This is a genomic window from Mitsuaria sp. BK037 (assembly GCF_014193045.1).
In the GTDB taxonomy this organism is placed as follows: Bacteria; Pseudomonadota; Gammaproteobacteria; order Burkholderiales; family Burkholderiaceae_C; genus Roseateles.
In genome coordinates this window covers 810,264-830,546 of record NZ_JACHYS010000003.1, presented here as the reverse complement: position 1 = coordinate 830,546, position 20,283 = coordinate 810,264, and the positions used below count along the sequence as shown (strand labels likewise).

Sequence of the window (20,283 nt, the reverse complement as noted above, 5' to 3'; positions counted from 1 at the left end):
CCCTTGCCGATGACCGCTTCCGCTCCGCCCGCCGTGCCCTGGCCCGACGCCGACCGCGCCGCCCGTTTCCACGCCTGGATCGCGCCGCTGGTCGAGCCGCTGGGCCTGCGGCTCGAGACGCTCGCCGTCGCCAGCAGCGACGCCGGCTTCCGCCGCTACCTGCGCGTGGCGACGAGCACCGGCGGCACGCTGGTCGTCATGGACGATCCCGCGACGCCGAATCAGCTGGCCGCCTTCCTGCACGTCGGCGCGCTGATGGCCGAACGCGGCCTGCATGTGCCGCGGGTGCTGGCCCACGATGTCGCGCAGGGATTCGCGGTGATGGAGGACCTGGGCCGCCAGTCCTACATCGCGGCGCTGATCGAGGCGCAGCGCGCGGGCGACGAGGCGCTGCCGCGGCAGCTGATGCGCGACGCCACCCAGGCGCTGCTGCGCTGGCAGACCAGCGCGTCGGCCCGCGCCGAGGGCGCGCTGCCGGTCTTCGACGACGCCTTCGTGCGCCGGGAGCTGCAGATCTTCGTCGACTGGTGCGTCCAGGCCCATCACGGCAAGCAGTGGAACGACAAACAGCAGGGCTACTGGGACCGGACGGTCGCCCTGCTCGCCGCCAACATCGCGGCCCAGCCGCGCGTGCCGATGCACCGCGACTACATGCCGCGCAACCTGATGGTCTGCCCCTCCGGCGAAGGCACCGGCGCCTTCGCATCGCCCGGCATCCTGGACTTCCAGGACGCGGTCATGGGGCCGGTCACCTACGACATCGCCTCGCTGCTGCGAGACGCCTTCATCTCCTGGGACGAGGCCGAGGAGCTCGACTGGGCGGTGCGCTACTGGGAAGGCGCCCGGCGCGCCGGGCTGTTCGGCCTGGATCCCGAGGGCGAGGACCCGCACGAGATGGCGCTGGACTTCGGCCTGTTCTGGCGGCGCCTGGAATGGACGGTGCTGCAGCGACAGCTGAAGATCATGGGCATCTTCTGCCGGCTCAAGCACCGCGACGGCAAGCCGCATTACGCCGAGGACCTGCCCCGCTTCTATGCCTACGTGGTCAAGACGGCGACCCGCTACATCGAGCTGTCGCCGCTGCTGCGCCTGATCGAGGACCTGCAGCCGCAGTACACCCAGACCGGCTTCAGCCTGCGCTGATCAGTCGCCGTCGGCAGGCGCCGAGGCCGAGGCTGCCGACGCCTTGGCGGCCCTGGCCTCGCGGGCGGCCTGGAGCGCGAGCAGCTCCTGCGCCGCCAGGTAGCTGGGGCAGCCCGCAGCGGCCAGCCACGGATCCTCATCGCGGCCGCCGAAGATCTCCACCAGGAAATCCATGAACGCGCGGGTGCGCGCCGGGACGAACTTGCGCGTCGGCATCGCCGCCCACAGCTGGTAGCTGTAGATGCGCCACTGCGACAGCACGCGCTCGAGCGCGCCCTCCATCAGCGCGTCGCCGACGACGAAGGACGGCAGCCCCGCGATGCCCAGCCCGTGCAACGCGCAGGCGTACTTGGTGTCCACCGACGAGGTCGTCATCACCGGGCGCGACGGGATCGCGAAGAAGCTCTCGGCGGTGAGGCCGTCGGCGCCGCAGCGCTCGAAGGTCACGCCGCGCGACAGCTCATGGATGGGCGGCAGCATGATGTCGTGCTGCTTGAGCTCGGACGGATGCTGCGGCCGGCCGCGCCGCGCGAGGTACTCCGGCGAGGCGCACATGATCACTTCCGTGCGCGCCAGCTTGCGGGCGATGAAGTCGCCCTGCAGCGGGCTGCGCGTCGAGATGACGGTGATGTCGAAGCTCTCGTCCAGCGTGTCCACCGGCCCGGGGGCGACCAGCTCGACGCTGACCAGCGGGTACATCGCGTGGAAGCGGGCCATGTGGCGCGCCAGCTGGTGGATCGCGATCGCCGGCGGCATCAGCACGCGCAGGCTGCCGCGCGGCTCGTTGGTGGCGGCGGAGGCCAGCGCCTCGGCCTCCTCGATGTCGCTGAGGATGCGGCGGCAGCGCTCCAGGTAACCCTCGCCGACATCGGTCAGCGACAGCCGCCGCGTCGTGCGGTTGAGCAGCCGCGCACCGAGGTGCTCCTCGAGGTCGGCCACCAGCCGCGTGACCACGGCCGGCGCCAGGTCCATGGCCCGCGCCGCGCCGGCGAGGCTGCCCTCGTCGATCACGCGGGTGAAGACCCGCATCGCCTTGACCTGATCCATCCCGTCTCCTCCGGACGACTGCCGCGGGGTTCCCGCGTCGGTCGCCTCTCTATGACTTCGCGATGCGCCGGAGACCGGCCTCAGGGTGCGCGACGGCCGGGCCGCCGCGCTGGGGAAGCGCCTCGGCGCCCCGTCCGTCGTCAGGGGTGCGCGGCGATCACCTGCGCCACCGCGGCGGTCAGGCGCTTGCCGTAGGGCACGTGCAGGAACTCGTTGGGGCCATGGGCGTTGCTCTTGGGGCCCAGCACGCCGCAGACCATCATCTGCGCGGCCGGGAAGCCCTTCTGCAGCATGCTCATCAGCGGGATGGTGCCGCCCTGGCCGATGTAGCCGACCGGCTGGCCGAAGTGGGCCCGGCTGGCCTCGTCCAGCGCCTGGCTCAGCCACGGCGACAGCTCCGGCGTGTTCCAGCCGGTGGCGCCATAGGCGCCGGCGCGGCCGTCCGGCACGAAGCTGACCTTGGCGTTGTAGGGCGCGTTGTCCTCGAGCAGCGCCTTGAGCTTGAGCGCGGCCTCGTTGCCGTCGATCAGCGGCGGCAGGCGCAGCGACAGCTTGAACGCGGTGTACGGGCGCAGCACGTTGCCGGCGCTCTTGAGCTCGGGGAAGCCGTCCACGCCGGTGACCGACAGCGTCGGGCGCCAGGTGCGGTTCAGCAGCACCTCGACCGGATCCTGCGTCACCGGCAGCACCGGGCCGCCGTCCGCGCCGCAGGCCCAGGGCAGGCGCTTGTAGACCTCTTCCTTCAGGATCGCGGCGGTGGCCTGCGCCTGCTCGTGGCGCACGCCGGGGATCTCGCAGTGGAAGGACTCGGGCAGCAGGCGGCCGGTCCTGGAATCCTCCAGCCGGTCCAGCACCTGGCGCAGGATGCGGAAGGACGAGGGCACCACGCCCGACGCGTCGCCGGAGTGGATGCCCTCGGTCAGCACCTCGACCTTCAGCACGCCGGAGACCATGCCGCGCAGCGAGGTGGTCATCCACAGGCGGTCGTAGTCGCCCGCGCCGGAGTCCAGGCAGACCACCAGCGAGACATTGCCCAGCCGCGGCTTGAGCAGGTCGATGTAGGCCGGCAGGTCGTAGGAACCCGATTCCTCGCAGGCCTCGATCAGGCCGACGCAGCGCGGGCGCGGCACGCCCTGCTGGTCCAGCGCCAGCAGCGCGGTGATCGACGCGTAGATCGCGTAGCCGTCGTCGGCGCCGCCGCGACCGTAGAGCTTGCCGTCCTCGTACTTGGGCGTCCACGGGCCCAGGTCGGCGCGCCAGCCGTTGAACTCCGGCTGCTTGTCCAGGTGGCCGTACAGGACGACGGTGTCGGTGCTGTCGGCCTTGGTCGCCGGCAGCTCGAAGAAGATGACCGGCGTGCGGCCTTCCTGGCGGATGACCTCCAGCTTCAGGCCGGGGATCTTCTTGCTTTCCACCCACTGGGCGGCGTCGCGGACGACGCGGTCGATGTAGCCGTTGGCCTGCCAGTCGGCGTCGAACATTGGGCTCTTGGCCGGGATGGCGATGTAGTCGGTCAGCGCGGGGACGATCTCCTGGTCCCACACCTTCTCGGCGAAGGCGCCCAGGGCGCTGATTTCATCGGCTTGCAGCGGCAACGACGGGTCACGTGCGTTCATGCGGGTCTCCTGCGCGGCCGGTCGGGCCGCCGTGGCTGGGTCCGGGGTCGCGGTCGCGGCCGGTCCGGGCGGAAGGGTGAATCGGGCGATTCTAGGAGCGTGCGCCCAGCCAGGCGCGCAGCCGGGCGAAGACCTGTTCGCGCTCAGGTTCGTTGAAGATCTCGTGCGCCAGGCCCGGGAAGGGGACGGCCTGCACCGCGCCGCCCGCGGCGGCGGCCGCGGCGAAGGCGGCGCTGCCCGCCGGGGCCACGCAGCGGTCGGCGCCGGCCCACATCAGCAGCGTCGGCGTGGTCCAGCGCGGCACCAGCGGGAGGGTGTCGGGGCCGAAGCTGGCGATCATCCGCGCCAGCGTCGGGGTGATGCGGTCGTGGACCAGCGGATCGTCCTTGTAGGCCTGGACGACCTCCGGGCTGCGCGAGACCCACGACGGATTCAGGCCGTTGCCCACGGCCAGGTGCGGCACCAGCGGCAGGGTGGCGCCCAGCAGGCCGCGCTGGAACGCCGACAGGCCGGGGTCGAGCGCCGGGGAACTGAGGATCAGCCCGTCGACCGGGCGCGACCAGGGCGCCTGCTCGAGCGCGCCGGCGACGAAGCGGGCCGCGACGGCGCCGCCCATCGAATGGCCCAGCAGGATCAGCGGGCCGCGTCCCTTGCGGTCGTCGGCGCGCAGGCCGTCGATCGCGGCGGCCAGGTCGCGCAGCAGGCTGTCGTGGGCGGGGATGTCGCCGCGCGGTCCGCCGGAGGCGCCGTGGCCGCGTTGGTCGTAGCCGGCGGCATGCCAGCCCCAGTCGTTCAGGCGCCCGGCGACGGCCTCGTAGCGCCCGATGTGCTCGCCCAGACCGTGGACGATCAGCACGGTGCCGCGGGTGGGCAGCGACAGGTCGGCGCCCCATTCCCGCCAGTGCAGCGGGAGGCCGTCATGGCCGGTCAGAGTCTTCATGGGGCCGGAGTGTAGGATCGCCCGCGCCCAGTCTTCCCGCCGGGGACGCCCCCCGTTCCGACGACGATGACCCCTGCCCTGCTCGAGTCCTTCCCCGCCTTCAACCCGGAAGTGCGCCTGCAGCCGCCGCCGCTCGATCGCTGGCGCCGCGGTACCGGCACGGACGTGGCGTTCGTCCACGTGCTGGACTCGGGCCGGCCGGGCCCGGTGGCGATGGTGGTGGCGCTGGTGCACGGCAACGAGCTCTGCGGCGCGATCGCGCTGGACGGACTGCTGGGTCGGTCCCTGAAGCCGCTGCGCGGCCGGCTGGTGCTGGCCTTCGCGAATGTCGAGGCCTACGGGCGCTTCAATGCGCTGACGCCGTTCGCGTCACGCTGCGTCGACGAGGACATGAACCGCGTCTGGGACGAGGCGGTGCTGCGCGGGCCGCGCGACTCGGTCGAGCTGCGCCGGGCGCGCGAGCTGGCGCCCTTCGTGGACGCGGCGGACGTGCTGCTGGACCTGCACTCGATGCAGGAGCCGGGCGCGCCGGCGCTGACGATCTGCGGCATGACCGACAAGAGCGTGCCGCTGGCCCGGGCACTGGGACAGCCGGAGACGCTGCTGGTCGACACCGGCCATGCGGCGGGGCTGCGGATGATCGACCGCGGCAGCTTCTCGGATCCGCGGAGTCCGCGGCAGGCGGTGCTGGTCGAGTGCGGCGCGCACTGGGAGCCGGCAAGCGCCACGATGGCGACCGACGTGACGCTGCGCTTCCTGCGGCATCTGGGGATGATCGACGACGCGTGGATGGCGGCATCGCCGCGCCTGCCCACGCCGGCGCGGCAGCGGCTGGTGCGCGTTGGCGAGGGCGTGACCGCGGCATCGCCCGACTTCCGCTTCCTGCTGCCCACGCATCACCTGAAGCTCATTCCCGCGGCCGGCACGCCGCTGGCCGAGGACGGCGCGCGGCGCTGGGTCACGCCGCACGACGACTGCGTGCTGATCATGCCGTCGCGGCGGGCCGGCGTGGCCGGGCAGACGATGGTGCGGCTGGGACGCTACGAGGACTGATCACCGCCGTCGCACGCGAGGGCCCGTCCTCAATCCCGGTCGAACTTGAACACCGCCATGCTGGCCATCAGGTTGGGCAGCACGCGGACCTGGCGGCCGTCCTGGACGCCGAAGCTGTCCAGCACCCGCAGGCCGCACTTGCGCGCCAGCACATGGAAGTCGGCGTAGGTGCCGACGCGGATATTGGGCGTGTCGTACCACTGGTAGGGCAGCACGCGGGTCACCGGCATGCGGCCCGACAGCACCTGCAGCCGGTTGGGCCAGTGCGCGAAGTTGGGGAAGCTGACGATGCCGATGCGACCCACCCGGGCGGTCTCGCGCAGCATCGCCTCGGTGTTGCGCAGGTTCTGCAGCGTCTCCAGCTGCAGCACGACGTCGAAGCTCTGGTCCTCGAAGATCGCCAGCCCTTCCTCCAGGTTGAGCTGGATCACGTTCACGCCGCGCTGCGCGCAGGCCAGCACGTTGGCGTCGTCCAGCTCCACGCCGTAGCCGGTGCAGCCCTTGGTGGCCTGCAGGTGCGCCAGCAGCTCGCCGGTGCCGCAACCCAGGTCCAGCACCCGCGAGCCCGCGGGCACCAGCTCGGCAATCATGTCCATCACGGCCCGGTCGCTCATACCGCCACTCCCTGCAGGCGATGCGAGACCGCCGCCGTGCCGCCAGGCACCGGCCGTTCATGCTCTCCGGCGATGCGGTCGAAATAGGCGCGCAGCACGCCGTGATAGCGCGGATCCTCGAGCAGGAAGGCGTCGTGGCCATGCGGAGCGTCGATCTCGGCATAGGAGACGTCGCGCTTGTTGTCGAGCAGGGCCTTGACGATCTCGCGCGAGCGCGCCGGCGAGAAACGCCAGTCCGTCGTGAAGCTCACCACCAGGTACTTGCACAGCGCGCTGGCGAAGGTGCGGCTCAGGTCGCCGCCGTGCTCGCGCGCCGGGTCGAAGTAGTCCAGCGCCCGCGTGATCAGCAGGTAGGTGTTGGCGTCGAAGTACTCGCTGAACTTGTCGCCCTGGTAGCGCAGGTAGCTCTCGATCTGGAACTCGATGTCCGAGGTCGAGTAGCCCAGCTCCGCGGCGCGCATCTGGCGGCCGAACTTCTCTTCCATCACGTCGTCGCTGAGGTAGGTGATGTGGCCAATCATCCGCGCCACCCGCAGGCCGCGACGGGGCACGACACCGTGTTCGTAGAAGAAGCCGTCGTGGAATTCGGGGTCGGTGATGATCGCGCGCCGCGCGACCTCGTTGAAGGCGATGTTCTGCGCCGACAGGTTGGGCGCCGTCGCTACGGCGATGCAGTGCCGCATGCGCTGCGGGTAACGCAGCGACCAGTCCAGCGCCTGCATGCCGCCCAGCGAGCCGCCCAGCACCGCCGCCAGCTGCTGGATGCCGAAGCGGTCCAGCACCCGGGCCTGGGCGTCCACCCAGTCCTGCACGGTGACGACGGGGAAGTCCTTGCCGTAGACGCGGCCGGTGGCCGGATTCAGGTGCATCGGTCCCGTGGAGCCGAAACACGAGCCCAGGTTGTTGATGCCGATGACGAAGAAGCGGTCGGTGTCCAGCGGCTTGCCCGGTCCGACCAGGTTGTCCCACCAGCCCTCGCTCTTCTCGATGCCGGCATGCGTGCCGGCCACGTGGTGGCTGGCGTTCAGCGCGTGGCAGACCAGCACCGCGTTGGACTTGTCCTCGTTCAGGCGGCCGTAGGTCTCGACCATCAATTCGTAGCCCGCGATGCGGGCGCCGCTGCGCAGGGTCAGCGGCTCGTCGAACAACAAGCGCTGCGGTGTGACGTCACCGACAGATCCCATGAAACACCCCAAAAAAGCAAAACCCGGCGCCGCGCTTGAAGCGGAACACCGGGTCTCGATCCGTGGATCGGGTGTCCCTCTTTAGCTGCATTTCTTGGGCGCCCGCAAGCCGGACAAATCGGCGCCATGGGGCGGGAGTATAGCCACGCCTCCGGAGCCCGCCGCCCCGGAGGCGCACCGCGCCGCGCTCAGGGCGCCGTGCAGAGGCAGTGCACGATCGCGCGCACCGGCGGCTTCGACCCGGCCGGCCCCGCCTGGGCCTGCTCGGCCAGCCAGGTCATGTCGACCTGGGCCTCACGCAGCGCGGCCGGCATCGCCGGAACGCCGCCCAGCGCGTGCATCACCATGCCGCGCAGCGAGGGCGCGGCCGCGTCGCCGACGCTGGTCAGCAGGCGGTCGAGCGTGCTGCGCTCGGGCTCCACGTAGCGCACCGTCGGGTCGTCGCCGAGCTTGGCGCGCTTGGCGGCGCTGGCGATCGCGTCCTGCAGCAGGCCGTTGCGGTCCACCAGGCCGCGCTCCAGCGCCTGCGCGCCCGTCCACACGCGGCCCTGGCCGACGGCGTCGATCTGGGGCTGCGTCTTCTTGCGGGCCTGGGCGGCCTTGCCGGTGAAGTCGGCATAGATGTGCTCGATCGACGACTGCACCACCTGCGCCAGGCGCGGATCCAGCGGACGCCGCGGGTCATACCCATTGGCCAGCCAGGTGGTCGTGTAGCCGCCGGTGTGGATGGACAGCTTGTCCATCAGCTTCTCGGCGGTCGGCAGCATGCCGAAGACGCCGATCGAGCCGGTGATCGTGGAGGGGTCCGCGATGACCTCGTCCGAGGACATGGAGATCCAGTAGCCGCCCGACGCGGCCACGCCGCCCATCGACACCACGACCGGCTTGCCGACGGCGCGCGTCAGCTCCAGCTCGCGGCGCACCAGTTCGGAGGCGAAGGCACTGCCGCCCGGCGAGTTCACACGCAGCACGATGGCCTTGACCTTGTCGTCCTCCCGCGCCTGACGGATCAGCTTGGACATCGAGTCGCCGCCGATGCGGCCCGGGCCGGCGTTGCCGTCCACGATCTCGCCTTCCGCCACGATCACGCCGACCTGGCCTTCCGGCTTGGGCAGCGTCGGCGACAGCTGGGCGACATAGGCGCCCAGGCCGATGCGGCGCAGCTGCTTCTCGTCCTTGGCGCCGCGCTTCTCCAGCAGCGCCTCGACCTGGTCCTGCGTCTTCAGGCCGTCGACCAGCTTCTCGGCCAGCACGAACTTGCCGGGATCGCCGCCGACCGCCTGCAGGCGCTGCGGCAGCTCGTCGATCGCGCGCTGGATCGCGCCCTTGGGCAGCTTGCGCGCGGCCTCGACGCTGGTCTGGTAGCGGGTCCAGAGCTCGTCGTACAGATAGCCCTCGGCTTCCAGCGTCGCCTTGGACGGCCCGTTCGCGAAGTAGGGCTCGACCGCATTCTTGTAGGTGCCCACCCGCATCACGTTGGGCGCGATGCCCAGGCGGTCCAGCGCGTCCTTGTAGTAGTTGCGGTAGCGCCCGTAGCCCTCGATCATCACGCCGCCCATCGGGTGGACGTAGACCTCGGTGGCCTGCGCGGCCAGGTAGTAGGCGCGCTGGTCGAAAGCCTGGCCGAAGGCCACGACCGGCTTCTTGCTGGCCTTGAAGCGGGTCAGCGCCACTTCGATCTCATGCAGCGCGGCCGGCGTGGCCGAGCCCATCTGGTCGAGCTCCAGCAGCACCTGGACGATCTTGTCGTCCTTGGCCGCGGCGTCGATCGCGCGCAGGATGTCGCGCAGCCGCGTCTGGGCGCGGTCCTCGCCCTTGATCTGGGCGATCGCCTGGTCGCGTGGCGAGCCCGAGAACTGCTCGACGACATCGCCGCGGATGTCCAGCACCAGGGTCGTCTTCTCCTGCAGCGGCTTGCCGCCGCGCGTGGCGGCCCAGACCAGGCCGATCACGATCAGCCAGAACAGCAGCGTGAACACCACGCGCCGCGTGCCGTCCAGGAACCACCACAGCCGGCCGAACAAGCGCCCGATCGGCGCCAACGCTCGCTTCACACCCATCCAATCCTCCCGGGATCTGTCAAAGGAATGCGCCGGCCGGGGTCGGGATCGGACCCGGGCCGGATCGGGCGATTGTGGGCCCAGTCGGGCGAATCGGCGGGAAGTCAGCGCCGCCCTCGCCCGTAGGGGGGAGAGCCTGGAAGCGACGACGCCCGGCTGGACCGGGCATTCGTGGGGTCGCGGGATGGGTGGCGGGCCGGCCGGCCCGCGGGGCTCAGGCGTTGGCCGGCGGCACCGTGTCCTGGAAGCTCTGGCGCGTCATCAGCTTGTCGAAGTGGCGGGCCAGGTTGGGATAGGCCGCGCGCCAGTCGATCTGCGGGAAACGGAAATCCAGGTAGCCGAGCGCGCAGCCCAGCGAGACGTCGGCCAGCGTGAAGTGGTTGCCGGAGCACCAGGTCTTCTCGCCCAGGCCATGCGCCATCGCCTGCAGCGAGGCATGGACCTTGTTCATCTGGCGCGTCACCCAGGCCTCGCTGCGCTCGCCCGGGGCGCGACCGGACCAGGTGTGTTCCAGGCGCGCGGCGACGCAGGCGTCGATCAGGCCATCGGCCAGCGCTTCCCAGGTCCGCACCTCGCAGCGCTCGCGGCCGCGGTCGGGGATCAGGCGGCCGACCGGCGACAGGGTGTCGACGTACTCGACGATGACGCGCGAGTCGAACACGGCGCCGGTGATCGAATCCTGCCCCTCCATGACCAGGCACGGCACCTTGCCGAGCGGGTTCACCTTGAGGATGTTGTCGCTGCCCCAGACGTCTTCCAGCTCGAACTGATAGTCGAGCTTCTTTTCCGCCATGACGACGCGGACCTTGCGGACGTAGGGGCTGGTGAGGGATCCGATGAGCTTCATGGTGTCGCGGGATTCTAGCCAGTCGCTTCCCCGCGCTGACTCCCGCAAGCGACAGGTCGGTTGCCCTCATTTGGGTGTATTGCCGTCCCCTGCGCCGGTGACGCACACTCTCGCCCGCCCGCCGCTGAGCGGGCCGCGGCCGACACGGCCGACGATCGCGCTGCGAACCATCGCCGCGCGGACAACAACGGAGGGCCCCCCAATCCGGGGTCATCGAGAAGAGGGAAACATGCAACAGCACGAAGAAGCCGCGGCGACCGGCGGCCTGACCGGATGGCCGCTGTCGGAGTTCCGCAAGCGCAAGCTCGACATCCAGTTCACCGGATCGGGCAGCGAGTATTTCCGGATCTGGATCGTCAACCTGCTCCTGACGATCGTCACCGCCAGCCTGTACTGGCCCTTCGCCAAGGCGCGGCGCATCCGCTACTTCTACGCCAACACGCTGATCGACGGCCACGCGCTGTCCTTCCACGGCGACCCCTGGAAGATGTTCCGCGGCCACCTGCTGCTGCTGGTGCTGATGGGGACCTACTCGGCGGCGGGCCACTTCTCGCCGATGGCCGGCTTGATCGCCTTCGGCGTGATGGCCGCGATCTGGCCGGCGCTGTGGCGCGCGGGCATGCAGTTCAGGCTCGGCAACACCGGCTGGCGCGGCCTGCGCTTCGGCTTCGCCGGCACGCTCAAGGGCGCCTACGGCCCGGCGCTGCCGATCTGGATCTGCTCCGCCGTGATCCTGCTGGTGCAGGTGGTCGGCGGCCCGGCGGGGCTGCCGGTGGACGGCAAGCCGCGCTTCGGCATGGTCGAGAAGGTGGTCCTGCTGGTCGCCGGCGCCATCCTGCTGCTGACGCCCTGGGTGATCGCCGCGGCCAAGCGCTACCAGCACAACGGCTACCGGATCGCCGCCCAGCACGGTGAGCTGCGACTGGGCGCCGGCCCGGTCTACTGGCTGAGCCTGAAGACCCTGGGCGTCACGCTGCTCATCACCATCCTCATGCTGGTGCTGGCGGGCGCCGGCTTCGCGATCGGCATGTTCGTCCTGCACTCGCCGAAAGCCGCCAGCGCCGCGGCGGTCGTGGGCGCGATGGTCGGCTACCTGCTGTACTTCGCGCTGCTCGGACCGTTCTTCACCGCCCGCTTCCAGAACCTGGTCTGGAACGGCACCACCACCGAGGACCTGTCCTTCACCAGCCAGCTGAAGGTCGGCGCGCTGACCTGGCTGACGCTGAAGAACTGGGTGCTGACGCTGATCACGCTGGGCCTGTACCGGCCCTTCGCCGTCGTGCACACCACGCGCCTGCGGCTGGAGGCCGTCAGCGTGACGATGGACGGCGACCCCGAGACCTGGGTGGCCGGACAAGGCAGCGCCCCGCAGGACGCCGCGGGCGAACTCGCCGGCGACTTCTTCGGCATCGACATGGGCCTGTGATGACGGGCCAGGCCTCGGGCACGCCGACGCTGCTGGCGGACTACTTCGACGGCCGCAGCGCCCGCGCACGGCCGGTGCGTCTGTGGCTGGAGCATGAGCAGCTCGTCATCCACGACCAGGACCTGGACGGCGTCGAGCGGCGCTACCCGATCCGGCAGGTGCAGTGGCCGGAGCGGACACGCCACGGCCAGCGCCAGGCCCAGCTGCCTGACGGCGGCGTGCTGAGCACGCGGGACGCCGTCGGCTGGGACGACTGGGCCGCGGCCGCGACGCAGGGCCGCGGGCTCGGCGGCGGGCTGGCGGTGCGCTGGTTCTCCAGCTGGCGGCATTCGGTCGTCGCGCTCGGCGTGGTCGTCGCCGTCGGCGCGGTCGTTTGGCAGTGGGGCGTGCCCGCGGCCGCCGACACCATCGCCCGGCACCTGCCGACCTCCGTCGGCGAGTCGATCGGCGACGAGTCGATGGACCAGCTCGACGGCTACCTCCTCAAGCCCAGCCGGCTGGACGCGCAGGCGCAGCAGCAATGGCGCGCGCGCTTCGCGGCGATGGTCGCGAGCCAGCCCGGCGAGTTGACGCCCTACGAGCTGCACTTCCGCGATGCCGGCGACACCATCGGTCCCAACGCGTTCGCGCTGCCGGGCGGGCACATCGTCGTCACCGACGCCCTGCTGAAGCTGCTGGGCGACCAGCCCGACGCGGTGCTCGGCGTGCTGGCCCACGAGCTGGGCCATGTTCGCGAGCAGCATGGGCTGCGGCTGACGATGCGCGCCAGCCTGAGCGGCGCGCTGCTGGGCTTCGCGATCGGCGACTTCTCCAGCCTGCTGGCGGCGGCGCCGGCGGCGCTGACGCATGCCAGCTATTCGCGCGACTTCGAGCGCGAGGCCGATGCGCAGGCCAAGCGCCTGCTGATCGACAGCGGCCGTTCGCCGCGCGCGATGCTGCTGCTGTTCGAGCGCATCGGGGCGTGGCGCGCGGCCAGGACCGCGCAGGCCAAGGCCGAGCGCGCCTCCGAGCCGAAGACGCTGGGCCGCGAGGTCGGCGAGCACGCCAAGGCGGGCGCTGGCGAGCTGCTGCGCATCGCCTTCAACACCCATCCGGCCGACGAGGAGCGGATGAAGTTCTTCGAACGCTGACCGGCCGGGCCCACCGCCCTGCCCGGCACGCGGGCTTCCGCCGGGCGGCACGAGCGGCTCCTACACTCGCCGCTCCCCATTCCCGTGGAGTTCGACATGAGCGTCTCCAGTCCGGCGTCGGACGCCGGCTACGTCCTGTACGGCACCCAGGGCTCCGGCTCGTCGATCGTGGAGATCGGCCTGCGCTGGTGCGAGCAGGCCTACCGCACGGTGCACGCCTCGTCATGGGAGGACGCCTCGGCGCAGGAGGCGCTGCGCGCGCTCAATCCGCTGATGCAGATCCCGACGCTGCGCACGCCCGAGGGCGAGGTGCTGACGGAAAGCGGCGCGATCCTGATGCACCTGGGCCTGCGCTTCCCGGCGGCCGGGTTGCTCGGCGACGACGAGCGCCAGCGGGACCGCGTGCTGCGCGGCCTGGTCTACATCGCGGCCAACTGCTACAGCTGCATCAGCGTCATCGACTACCCGGGGCGCTACACCACCCGCAGCGACAAGGCCGATCACGACGCCATCGTCGCCGGCACGAAGGCCCGCCTGCATCACCACTGGGCGCTGTTCGCGGACATGTTCCCCGGCGCTCCGTGGCTCAGCGGCGCGCGGCCGGGCGCGCTCGACGTGATGGCGGTGATCGTGTCCAAGTGGTCGGGGTCGCGGAAGTTCCTGGAGGAACAGCGGCCGGCCTTCTTCGCGCTGCTGCAGCGCATCGAGGCCCTGCCCCACGTCGCCGAGGTCTGCGCGAAGCACTGGCCGCCGAAGCCGGCGTGAAGCGGCCTGAAGCGGCCCGAAGCGGCCCGAGCCTTCGCGGCCGCGCGTTCAGGCCGCCTGGTAGCGCGGGAGCAGCCGCACGTGGGTGTAGCGAGCCGGGCGCTCGATCGGCTCGCGCTGCGCGTCGATCGGGGCGAAGCCGCAGCGGCTCCAGAAGGACGCGGACTCGGGGCTCTCGCAATTCACATGCAGGCGGCTGAAGTGGCCTTGCGCGCTGGCCAGCACCGCGTTGACCAGCCGTCGCGCCAGGCCGTGGCCTCGCCAGGCCGGGTGCACGTAGAAGCGCCGCATGCGGCCGGTGCCGGGACGTCCCGGCGCGGGCTCGACATTCAGGCCGCCGACCGCGATCGCCTGGTCGGTGGCATCGAACCAGGCCCACAGCGATTCGCCGGGTTGCTCGTAGCGATTGGCGCCGCTGCGCCATTCGTCCATCAGCCGGCCCAGCATCTGCCAGCCCTCGCCCTGGCTGGCCGCGAGCAGCGGCGCCCACGCCAGGGGATCGATCTGATGCACACGGATCAGGCGCGGTGCGACGCCATCGGAAGCCAGCGAAACCATGGGACGAAGCGGTAACCAGACGTCAACCGAGCGGGAAAGGCCGGATTAAGCAGCAAGCCCACGCCCCTCACATCAGGGACAACCCGCCTGGCGTCGGGCCTGCCCAACGTCCGGGGCGATGCCGTGATCGACGTCGCGATCAACGCGGCGATCAGCGCCGGAATCAACGCCGCGATGGATGACGATCACGCGCCGCGCGGGACTCGTGCCGCGCGGCGGACCCTCGATCAACGCGGCGGTTCCGGCTTGGGCGCGCTGTCCGGATGCTCGATCCAGGCCTTCAGCCCCGCCGCGCGCGCATGCTGGGGCGAGAGCTCGATGAACGCGCGGTACGCCGCCTGCGCCCCCGCCTCATCGCCGGCGCGCAGCAGCGCATCGCCGAGGTTCAGGTGGGCCAGCGCGCGACTGCCGTCCATCTCGATGGCCTTGCGGTACCAGCGCGCGGCCTCGGCCGGCTTGTCGCGCTTGTAGTAGATGAAGCCCAGGTTGTTGGCGGCCAGCGCGAACTTGGGCTGCAGCTTGAGCGCCTCGGTGAAGGCGGCCTCGGCCTCGTCGTAGCGGCGCTCCTTGTAGAGCTGCAGGCCGCGGTCGTTGGCGCGCTGCGCCGCGACGCGCGCGCTGATCGGCGCGGGGGCGGCGCTGGTCGCGATCGCCGTGTCCGTGCCGTCCAGGCCCTTGAGCGTGACCTGCACCGCGGTCGCGCTCGCCGCGGCCGCTCCCGGCGCGGCGCCCGCCGGCGCGGTGGCCTGGGCGACCGGCTGCAGCTGCGCATTGCGGGCGTCATCGGCCTGCTTGGCCAGCGCGCTGGCCTTGGCGTCGAGCTGGTTGCTGTCGCCGCTCAGCGCCTGCTCCTGCGCGGACGCCAGCTCGAAGATGAACTCGCCGCCCTCGCTGCCGGGCAGGCTGCCGAAGGCCGGCGTCTGGTGCGCGATCGCCGACACCGCCGGCGCGACATAGGCGGCCAGCTCGGTCGCGGTGATGAGGCCGTCGCCATTGAGGTCGGCCTTGCCCGACAGCGCCTGCAGCAGCGTCCAGGTGAACACCGAATGACCACCGGGGCCGTCGTCGGCCACCTGCTGGTCGGCGCCGCCGGCCGTCATCATCTGGCGGCCCAGCCGGCGCGCGTTGTCGCGCACGAAGTTGGCGCTGCTGCCCGCCGCGCCACCGCGCGTCAGACCCAGGCCTGAGTAGCAGGCATCGATGACGAAGAACGCATGCTTGGCGGGCAGCGCCTCGCTGAGCTCCTGCAGCTGCGGCATCGCGATGGCGTCGGTCTGCAGGTCGTCGGTGCCGGCGTCGACCGGGATGATGTAGCCGACGTCGCGCCCGCTGGGCAGCTTGCGCGTGCTGCCATGGCCGGCGAAGAAGACGAACACGCGGTCATCGCGCTTGAGCCGGCCATCCCCGCCCTTGCGCGCCATCGCGTTGAGCGCGCGCAGGATGTTGGCGCGCGTGGCGTCGCCATCGGTCAGCGTGGTGATGTTCTCGGGCCGGAAGCCGAATTGCGTGCGCAGCGTTTCCTGGATGGCCTGGGCGTCGCGCACCGCATGCTGCAGGCGCGGCCAGCTCTTGTACTGGTCGATGCCGATCACCAGCGCGACGCTGTCGCGGTAGAGGTTGGCGCCCGCCAGGTCCGGCGCGGCCTCCACCGCGGGCGCGTCGACGGCGACGATCCGGCCGTCCTTCCAGGCCGCGAACTTGTAGCCCTCGGCCTTGAGCTGGTCCAGCACCAGCGGCAGCGCCTCGACGGTGCGGGCGTGGATGTCGTGGAAGAGCACGATGCCGCGCTGCTGCTTGCCGAGCTCGCCCAGCACGCGCGCGGCGATCGATTTCGGGATCGGATCGGACCAGTCCAGCGAATCGACGTTCCACATCATCGAGCGCAGCTTGAGCGCCTCGATCGCGCCCAGCGCCGCGTCGTTGCGCGCGCCGTAGGGGAAGCGGAACAGCGCCTGGCCATCGCGGCCGGCGGCGTCGAGCAGCGCCTCGGTCGAGCTCGCCTCCTGGCGGACCTTGTCGAGCTCGAACTTGGACATCACGCCGTGGCTGAAGCTGTGGTTCGCGATCGGGTGGCCGGCGGCGAGCACCCGCTTGGCGACCTCGCTGCCCGGCCCCGGCTTGACCTTGCCGCTGGCGTCGACGCTGCCCAGGTTGCGACCCAGCTCGAAGAACACGGCCGGCGCCTGGTAGCGCTTGAGGATCTCCAGGATCTCGTCGGTGTAGCGCGGATGCGGACCGTCGTCGAAGGTCAGCAGCACCGTCTTGGGCGGCAGCTGGCGGCCGAAGAACTCGCGCTCCTCCTTGCCGGGGCCGCGCGTGGCGGCCGACGCCGCGGTCGCCGCCGTGGCCGCGGTCCCTGCCGGCGTCTCGGCGACGACGCTCGGGCGCGCCTGCAGGTCGGGCAGGATGGTCGCGTAGTCCTTCAGGATGCGCTCGCGCGCGTAGAGCGCCTTGAGCTTGGCGACGTAATCGGTCCACTTCTCGCGCTTGGGCACGATGCCGCGCTGCGCGAAGCGGCCGAAGGTGTCGCGCAGTTCCTGCTCGTAGGCGTCCTCGATCTCGGCCAGCACGCCCAGGTCCTCGCTGGCGCGCTTGGCCAGCTTCAGGCCGGCGATGCTCTGCGAGGTCGAGAACTGCTGCGAGAGCTGCGTCAGGAACTCCTTGAACGCGAGCCGGTCGGCGTCGAACCACGACGGCTCCTGCTCGATCCGGTCCAGCAGCTGCGAGAGCGCGGCCAGGCCGGCGGGATCGGTGCTGCGGGCCGCCGTCTCGCCGAGCGCGCGGATGCTCTCCTGCATGTCGTGGAACAGCATCAGGCCGACGGCGCGCACCGCCTCGCGTTCGGCGGGCTTGAGCGCGGCCTCGCCGTCCATCAGCACGATCATCTGGCGATGACGCGCGAGCAGCTCGTCGCTCTGGCGCAGCAGCGTGGCGCTGATCGCCGGATTGGCGGAGGCCGCTTCCAGCGGGGCCAGCGGCTTGGGCGCGTCACCGGCCGGCTTGCAGCCGCTCGTCAGGGTCATCGTGGCGGCGCACGCCGCGGTCGTGAGAGCGCTCATCCAGACGGCGCCCTTGCGTTGACTTCTCTCTTGCATGCCTTCCCTCGAAGCTTCACGCGAGGCGGGTCGTGCCGCCTCGTCGGCGCCGCGCTGGCGCCTGCCGGAGGCCGCGCCTCGGTGGGCGGGGCGGGTCCGGAGCGGGGGCTATTGTGACCCCCTCTGTAGAATCCGCGGGTTTGTCCCACCCCCTGAACGGCCGGTCCGGCCGGCGCGCGCCATGAATCTCTCCGCCCTCACCGCCCTGTCGCCCCTGGATGGCCGCTATGCGTCGCGCATGGCCGCGCTGCGCCCGCTGCTGTCGGAGTTCGGCCTGATGCACCGCCGCGTGCAGGTCGAGATCGAATGGTTCATCGCGCTGTCGGATGCGGGCCTGGCCGAGTTCAAGCCGCTGCCGGCCGCGACGCGCGAGTTCCTGCGCGCGCTGGTGGCCGACTTCTCGGAGCGCGACGCGCAGGCGATCAAGGACATCGAGAAGACCACGAACCACGACGTCAAGGCGGTCGAGTACTGGATCAAGCAGCAGTTCGCCGGCAAGCCGGAGCTGGAGGGCGCCGGGGAGTTCGTGCACTTCGCCTGCACCAGCGAGGACATCAACAACACCAGCCACGGCCTGATGCTCAAGGCCGCGCGCGAGCAGGTGATCCTGCCGGCGCTGGACCGCGTGATCGCCAAGATGACCGAGATGGCGCAGGCGCATGCCGCGGCGCCGATGCTCAGCCGCACGCACGGCCAGACGGCCAGCCCGACGACGGTGGGCAAGGAGATCGCCAACGTGGTGGCGCGCCTGCGCCGCGCCCGCGCGGTGATCGCCGAGGTCAAGCTGCTGGCCAAGATGAACGGCGCGGTGGGCAACTACAACGCACATCTGTCGGCCTATCCGGAGAAGGACTGGGAGTCGTTCAGCCGCTCGGTCATCGAGCAGCAGCTGGGCCTGAGCTTCAACCCGTACACCATCCAGATCGAGCCGCACGACTACATGGCCGAGCTGTTCGACGCCGTGACGCGCGCCAACACCATCCTGGTGGACTGGTCGCGCGACGTGTGGGGCTACGTGTCGCTGGGCTACTTCAAGCAGAAGACCAAGGCGGACGAGATCGGCTCGTCGACGATGCCGCACAAGGTCAACCCGATCGACTTCGAGAATGCCGAGGGCAACTTCGGCCTGGCCAACGCGGTGCTGACGCACCTGAGCCAGAAGCTGCCGATCTCGCGCTGGCAGCGCGACCTGACGGACTCGACGGTGCTGCGCAACATGGGCGTGGCGTTGGGCTACGCGCTGCTGGGCTACGACTCGCTGAGCAAGGGTCTGGACAAGCTGGAGCTCAACCAGGCGGCACTGGACGCGGACCTCGATGCGTCGTGGGAAGTGCTGGCGGAGCCGATCCAGACGGTGATGCGCCGCTACGCGCTGCCCAACCCGTATGAGCGGCTGAAGGAACTGACGCGCGGCAAGTCGATCACCCGCGAATCGATCCAGCAGTTCATCCAGGGCCTGGAACTGCCCGAGGCCGAGAAGCAGCGCCTGCTGGCGATGACGCCGGGCAACTACATCGGCACGGCCGAGGCGCTGGCCAAGCGGATCTGACGCGTCCGCGACGGCGGTCGATGACGTTCAAAGGCCCGGCTCTGCCGGGCCTTTGTCGTTCTTGAGCGCAGAACACCACCCATGGAGCGCCCGGTCCAGTGCGGCGATCGCCAGGGCCATGCCTGCGAGGGCGCCGGCCATGGCCGCGAACAGCGCTGGATACGACCAGTTTGCGCAGCAATCGCGCAGGAGGAGCATCGACGCGGAAAAAAGCGTAACGGCCAACAGGCGTGACACAAGACGGAGAACGAAGTCTGGAAGGCAAGGCATGAGCAAGACTCGATCGGCAGCAGGAGGCACGATTCGACCTCCCGTGGCCACCGCTCGCCATGACCTTCATCGGTAGGCGCGTCTAGGACATTCCCCGACGCAGCGGACCTGTCTCGCTCATGAAAAAGAGGGCAGTGCATCACTGCACTGCCCTCGCACCTTCCGGGAATCAGGGGGTTTCGGGTGTCGCTCAGGAGCAGCCCGGAAGGCGCCGGTGCCGGGGGGAATCGGCACCGGTCAACCGTGACGGTCGATCAGAACTGGTAGGCCAGGCCCATGCTCAGTCGATCGTCCTTCTTGTTGAAGCCGTTGGCCTGCGGCATGTCGTTGTAGCGAGTCGCCTCGGCGCGCAGCGAGACGTTCTTCGTCAGCGCGTAGTCGACGCCCACGCCCAGCTTCAGGCCCGTCTTGTCCTTGTCGCCCAGGCCGTTGTTGAAGTCGCGCTGGGCGTAGGCCAGGCCCACCTTGCCGTAGACGCCGAAACCGGCACCCAGCGGCGCGCGGGCGATGCCGTCGAGCGCGTAGACCTTGTTCTTCGCGGTCACGCCGTCGAAGCTGATCTTGCCCAGGTCGGTGTAGGAGATCTCGGTCGCGAAGTTCTCGTTGAACTTGTAGCCGCCGAAGATGCTGTAGCTGTCCGAGGTGCGCTTCTGCGAGTTGCCATCCACGCGCTGCGTCGTCTTGCCGACGTCACCACCGATGTAGTACGGGGTCACCGGGTCGGCATGCGCCACGCCAACGCCCAGGGTCAGCGCCGCGGCGGCGACCGCCAGCAGGCCGGCCTTCTTGCCGTTGATCGAGGTGCGGGCGTTGTTGTTGTTGCGGTTCATTCGAAACTCCTTCAGAGCTGTTGATCGATGTCGTCCGGGGGTGCCTTGGACAACCGCCAGGCTCGTTCGACATGGAGCTCATTCTGGGAATTCGACCCGCCGGTGTCTGTGGACCGAGTTGGGCGCTTGTGTGACCGTCGATGACAGCGGCGCGCG

General features: G+C 70.6%; 16 protein-coding genes. 6 read left to right on the top strand and 10 right to left on the bottom strand.

Annotated elements, in window-relative coordinates; all coding sequences use genetic code 11:
- Nucleotides 1-9: 9 nt before the first annotated feature.
- A complete protein-coding gene (locus FHT37_RS20420; protein ID WP_183483953.1) occupies nucleotides 10-1,143 on the top strand; it encodes an aminoglycoside phosphotransferase family protein in 1,134 nt (377 codons plus the stop codon).
- Here the strand turns inward: FHT37_RS20420 and FHT37_RS20415 are convergent, their stop codons facing one another.
- From FHT37_RS20415 to FHT37_RS20405, 3 genes are all read right to left on the bottom strand, one after another.
- Entirely contained in the window at nucleotides 1,144-2,190 is a 1,047-nt protein-coding gene (locus FHT37_RS20415; protein WP_091730706.1) for a LysR family transcriptional regulator, read from the bottom strand.
- A gap of 140 nt (nucleotides 2,191-2,330) precedes the next feature.
- On the bottom strand, nucleotides 2,331-3,806 hold the full coding sequence (locus FHT37_RS20410; protein WP_183483951.1) for a M20 family metallopeptidase: 1,476 nt from the start codon (nucleotides 3,804-3,806) through the stop codon (nucleotides 2,331-2,333).
- Nucleotides 3,807-3,897: 91 nt separating this feature from the next.
- Complete coding sequence (locus FHT37_RS20405) at nucleotides 3,898-4,746, bottom strand: alpha/beta hydrolase (RefSeq protein ID WP_091730700.1); 849 nt, start codon at nucleotides 4,744-4,746, stop codon at nucleotides 3,898-3,900.
- A gap of 66 nt (nucleotides 4,747-4,812) precedes the next feature.
- On the opposite strand from FHT37_RS20405, the gene FHT37_RS20400 reads away from it, so the two are divergent.
- Nucleotides 4,813-5,799 (top strand): succinylglutamate desuccinylase/aspartoacylase family protein, encoded by a 987-nt coding sequence (locus tag FHT37_RS20400; RefSeq protein WP_183483949.1) that lies wholly within the window; start codon nucleotides 4,813-4,815, stop codon nucleotides 5,797-5,799.
- 29 nt (nucleotides 5,800-5,828) lie between these two features.
- Here FHT37_RS20400 and metW read toward each other — a convergent pair whose 3' ends face one another.
- The 4 genes from metW to FHT37_RS20380 form a co-directional block, all read right to left on the bottom strand.
- Nucleotides 5,829-6,413 carry a methionine biosynthesis protein MetW gene (gene metW, locus FHT37_RS20395; RefSeq protein WP_091730690.1) on the bottom strand — a complete coding sequence of 195 codons (585 nt, stop codon included), beginning with the start codon at nucleotides 6,411-6,413 and terminating at the stop codon, nucleotides 5,829-5,831.
- Nucleotides 6,410-7,597, bottom strand: a complete 1,188-nt coding sequence (locus FHT37_RS20390) for a homoserine O-acetyltransferase (RefSeq protein ID WP_091730687.1) — start codon at nucleotides 7,595-7,597, stop codon at nucleotides 6,410-6,412. Before FHT37_RS20390 ends, metW begins: the two co-directional genes overlap by 4 nt.
- 188 nt (nucleotides 7,598-7,785) lie before the next feature.
- The gene (sppA, locus tag FHT37_RS20385) at nucleotides 7,786-9,657 is read right to left on the bottom strand and encodes a signal peptide peptidase SppA (RefSeq protein ID WP_183483947.1); all 1,872 of its coding nucleotides are present in this window, start codon (nucleotides 9,655-9,657) and stop codon (nucleotides 7,786-7,788) included.
- Between the two features lie 214 nt (nucleotides 9,658-9,871).
- Nucleotides 9,872-10,504 (bottom strand): glutathione S-transferase family protein, encoded by a 633-nt coding sequence (locus FHT37_RS20380; protein WP_091730676.1) that lies wholly within the window; start codon nucleotides 10,502-10,504, stop codon nucleotides 9,872-9,874.
- Between the two features lie 229 nt (nucleotides 10,505-10,733).
- On the opposite strand from FHT37_RS20380, the gene FHT37_RS20375 reads away from it, so the two are divergent.
- The 3 genes from FHT37_RS20375 (at nucleotide 10,734) to FHT37_RS20365 (ending at nucleotide 13,825) form a co-directional block, all read left to right on the top strand.
- Nucleotides 10,734-11,930, top strand: a complete 1,197-nt coding sequence (locus FHT37_RS20375; protein ID WP_183483945.1) for a YjgN family protein — start codon at nucleotides 10,734-10,736, stop codon at nucleotides 11,928-11,930.
- Complete coding sequence (locus FHT37_RS20370; RefSeq protein WP_183483943.1) at nucleotides 11,930-13,060, top strand: M48 family metallopeptidase; 1,131 nt, start codon at nucleotides 11,930-11,932, stop codon at nucleotides 13,058-13,060. Before FHT37_RS20375 ends, FHT37_RS20370 begins: the two co-directional genes overlap by 1 nt.
- A 96-nt stretch (nucleotides 13,061-13,156) precedes the next feature.
- The gene (locus FHT37_RS20365) at nucleotides 13,157-13,825 is read left to right on the top strand and encodes a glutathione S-transferase family protein (RefSeq protein WP_183483942.1); all 669 of its coding nucleotides are present in this window, start codon (nucleotides 13,157-13,159) and stop codon (nucleotides 13,823-13,825) included.
- A 48-nt stretch (nucleotides 13,826-13,873) separates the two neighbouring features.
- Here the strand turns inward: FHT37_RS20365 and FHT37_RS20360 are convergent, their stop codons facing one another.
- Nucleotides 13,874-14,383, bottom strand: coding sequence for a GNAT family N-acetyltransferase (locus FHT37_RS20360; protein ID WP_183483940.1), 510 nt, complete (start codon nucleotides 14,381-14,383; stop codon nucleotides 13,874-13,876).
- 227 nt (nucleotides 14,384-14,610) lie between these two features.
- The gene (locus tag FHT37_RS20355) at nucleotides 14,611-17,442 is read right to left on the bottom strand and encodes a polysaccharide deacetylase family protein (RefSeq protein ID WP_255489863.1); all 2,832 of its coding nucleotides are present in this window, start codon (nucleotides 17,440-17,442) and stop codon (nucleotides 14,611-14,613) included.
- A 217-nt stretch (nucleotides 17,443-17,659) separates the two neighbouring features.
- On the opposite strand from FHT37_RS20355, the gene purB reads away from it, so the two are divergent.
- The gene (purB, locus tag FHT37_RS20350) at nucleotides 17,660-19,027 is read left to right on the top strand and encodes an adenylosuccinate lyase (RefSeq protein ID WP_183483937.1); all 1,368 of its coding nucleotides are present in this window, start codon (nucleotides 17,660-17,662) and stop codon (nucleotides 19,025-19,027) included.
- 524 nt (nucleotides 19,028-19,551) lie between these two features.
- On the opposite strand, the gene FHT37_RS20345 is transcribed toward purB, so the two are convergent.
- Nucleotides 19,552-20,127 (bottom strand): outer membrane beta-barrel protein, encoded by a 576-nt coding sequence (locus FHT37_RS20345; RefSeq protein WP_183483935.1) that lies wholly within the window; start codon nucleotides 20,125-20,127, stop codon nucleotides 19,552-19,554.
- Nucleotides 20,128-20,283: the final 156 nt, after the last annotated feature.